Genomic DNA, 2,268 nt, shown 5'->3' with positions numbered 1-2,268 from the left:
GCCTTGGGGGCGTTGACGTCGGCCGGAAGCGCCTTCTGCGCGACCTCGACGAGCGCGGCGAACGCGTTGGCGTCGTTGACGGCCAGCTCCGCGAGGATCTTGCGGTCCACCTCGATGTTGGCGGCCTTCAGACCCTGGATGAGGCGGTTGTACGTCATGCCGTTCTGGCGGGCAGCGGCGTTGATGCGCTGGATCCACAGCTGACGGAAGTCGCCCTTGCGCTTCTTGCGGTCGTTGAAGTTGTAGACCAGCGAGTGGGTGACCTGCTCCTTGGCCTTGCGGTACAGGCGCGAACGCTGACCGCGGTAGCCGGAGGCCGCCTCGAGGATCGCCCGGCGCTTCTTGTGGGCGTTTACTGCCCGCTTGACGCGTGCCACTTTTTAACTCCTTGTAGCGGGGCCGTGGGTGTCTTCACACGGCCCGAATTCGATGGGGTCCCGGTCTTGACGTCCCGCTCCCGGACCGGGAGCGGAGGACGTCACTTGCCGAGAAGCTTCTTGATCTTCGCGGCGTCGCCGGGGGCCATCTCCGCGGTGCCGGTCAGGCGGCGGGTGACACGGGACGACTTGTGCTCGAGCAGGTGGCGCTTGCCGGCGCGCTCACGGAGCACCTTGCCGGAGCCGGTGATCTTGAAGCGCTTCTTGGAACCGCTGTGCGTCTTGTTCTTCGGCATAGCGCCGTTATCTCCTCGTCGGTGGCGCTCCCACCGGTCCGATGCGGGACCGGACTGACGGGAGCGTCATGTTGTTTCGGTGATCCGAGACGGGCTGCCTCGGTTCAGGCCTCGGCGTTCGCCTCGTCGGCCGGCGCCTCTCCGGCAGCGGCTTCGGTGGCCTCGCCAGAGGCGACCTCGGTGGTGTCATCGACCTCGACGGCGGCGTCCTCGGAAGGAGCCTCGTCTTCGGTGTGGGCGACACCCTGGCGCTCCGCCTTGCGGGCGGCCTGCGCCTCGCGGGCTTCGGCCATGGCCTCGGTCTTCTTCTTGTGCGGACCGAGAACCATGATCATGTTTCGGCCGTCCTGCTTCGGGTTCGACTCGATGAACCCGAGGTCCTCGACGTCCGAAGCGAGACGCTGCAGCAGTCGGTAGCCGAGTTCCGGCCGGGACTGCTCGCGACCACGGAACATGATCGTGATCTTGACCTTGTCGCCCTGCTTGAGGAACCGAACGACGTGACCCTTCTTGGTGTCATAGTCGTGCGGGTCGATCTTCGGCCGGAGCTTCATTTCCTTGATGACCGTGTGCGCCTGGTTCTTGCGCGCCTCACGGGCCTTCATGGCCGACTCGTACTTGAACTTGCCGTAGTCCATGAGCTTGCAGACCGGCGGGCGTGCGGACGCCGCGACCTCGACCAGGTCGAGGTCGTACTCCTGCGCGAGCTCAAGCGCCTTGGCAAGCGGCACGATGCCGACCTGCTCGCCGCTGGGACCGACAAGCCGTACCTCGGGAACGCGAATCCGGTCGTTGATGCGGGGCTCGGTGCTGATGGATCCTCCTCGGTAGCACCACACGGCTGCCTGGCAGACAGCCGCTGACGTGTATTTCCGTCAGACCGACCGCGGCGGGAGAATGCAAAAAGCCCCGCCGGGCACAGGCAGGGGCTCCAAAACAACCGGAACACCGCCGCATGCAAACCGCGGGGCGTAGACTCGGGCAGCTTTCCATCGTCCGTACGGAACGATGGATGCCGCCTGACCGGTGACCCGCCGCCCCGGAGGGCAGTCAGGTGGGAGAACGGAGCCTCCACTTGTGGGCCGGGCACAAGAGTGTCCGGCCGGTCGAAGTACATACTAGCACCCGTGCCGCAAGTGCGCCGCACGGCATATCGTGGGGCGCATGACTGACGCGACACCCCCCACCGAACCCGCTGCCGACGGCGCCCCCGACTACGACACCATGACCCGCGACATCGCGGACGTGCCCGCCGTCGAGGTGATCACCACGGTGGCCGTGCACCTGCTGAGCGCCGCGGCGGTCAACCTGGGCCTGGACAAGCCGGACTCCGAGCACAAGGACCTCGACGAGGCCCGCAAGCTGATCACGGCCCTGGCCGGGCTGGTCACCGCGAGCGCCACCGAGATCAGCTCCTTCCACGCCGCCCCGCTGCGCGACGGCCTGAAGTCGCTCCAGCTGGCCTTCCGCGAGGCCTCGATCGTCCCGGACGAGCCGGGCCAGGGCCCGGGCGAGAAGTTCACGGGTCCCGTCTTCGGCTGAGCCCGCGTACGGAAAGACACGCGCCGACGGCCGGTGCACCCCACGTGGGGTGC

The 2,268-nt window shown here is 67.2% G+C and carries 4 protein-coding genes; 1 reads left to right on the top strand and 3 read right to left on the bottom strand.

Features of this window, described 5'->3' with window-relative positions:
• From rplT to infC, 3 genes are all read right to left on the bottom strand, one after another.
• A partial coding sequence (gene rplT, locus ACWGIU_RS36120; RefSeq protein ID WP_453712314.1) for a 50S ribosomal protein L20 occupies positions 1 to 377 on the bottom strand: 377 nt, incomplete at its 3' end.
• 101 nt (positions 378 to 478) lie between these two features.
• The gene (gene rpmI / locus ACWGIU_RS36115) at positions 479 to 673 is read right to left on the bottom strand and encodes a 50S ribosomal protein L35 (RefSeq protein WP_030387121.1); all 195 of its coding nucleotides are present in this window, start codon (positions 671 to 673) and stop codon (positions 479 to 481) included.
• Positions 674 to 777: 104 nt separating this feature from the next.
• Positions 778 to 1,512, bottom strand: a complete 735-nt coding sequence (infC, locus tag ACWGIU_RS36110) for a translation initiation factor IF-3 (RefSeq protein ID WP_453712313.1) — start codon at positions 1,510 to 1,512, stop codon at positions 778 to 780.
• Positions 1,513 to 1,837: 325 nt separating this feature from the next.
• Here infC and ACWGIU_RS36105 point away from each other — a divergent pair, with 325 nt between their 5' ends.
• Complete coding sequence (locus ACWGIU_RS36105) at positions 1,838 to 2,215, top strand: DUF1844 domain-containing protein (protein WP_030723460.1); 378 nt, start codon at positions 1,838 to 1,840, stop codon at positions 2,213 to 2,215.
• The last annotated feature ends 53 nt before the right edge of the window (positions 2,216 to 2,268 follow it).

The sequence above is a fragment of the Streptomyces sp. NPDC054840 genome (genome assembly GCF_053611065.1).
This window is presented reverse-complemented; position numbering and strand designations above follow the sequence as displayed.

Bases quoted from the DNA above. Each gene is read 5' to 3' on its own strand.
- rpmI (WP_030387121.1), bottom strand. From the start codon at position 673: ATGCCGAAGAACAAGACGCACAGCGGTTCCAAGAAGCGCTTCAAGATC.
- ACWGIU_RS36105 (WP_030723460.1), top strand. From the start codon at position 1,838: ATGACTGACGCGACACCCCCCACCGAACCCGCTGCCGACGGCGCCCCC.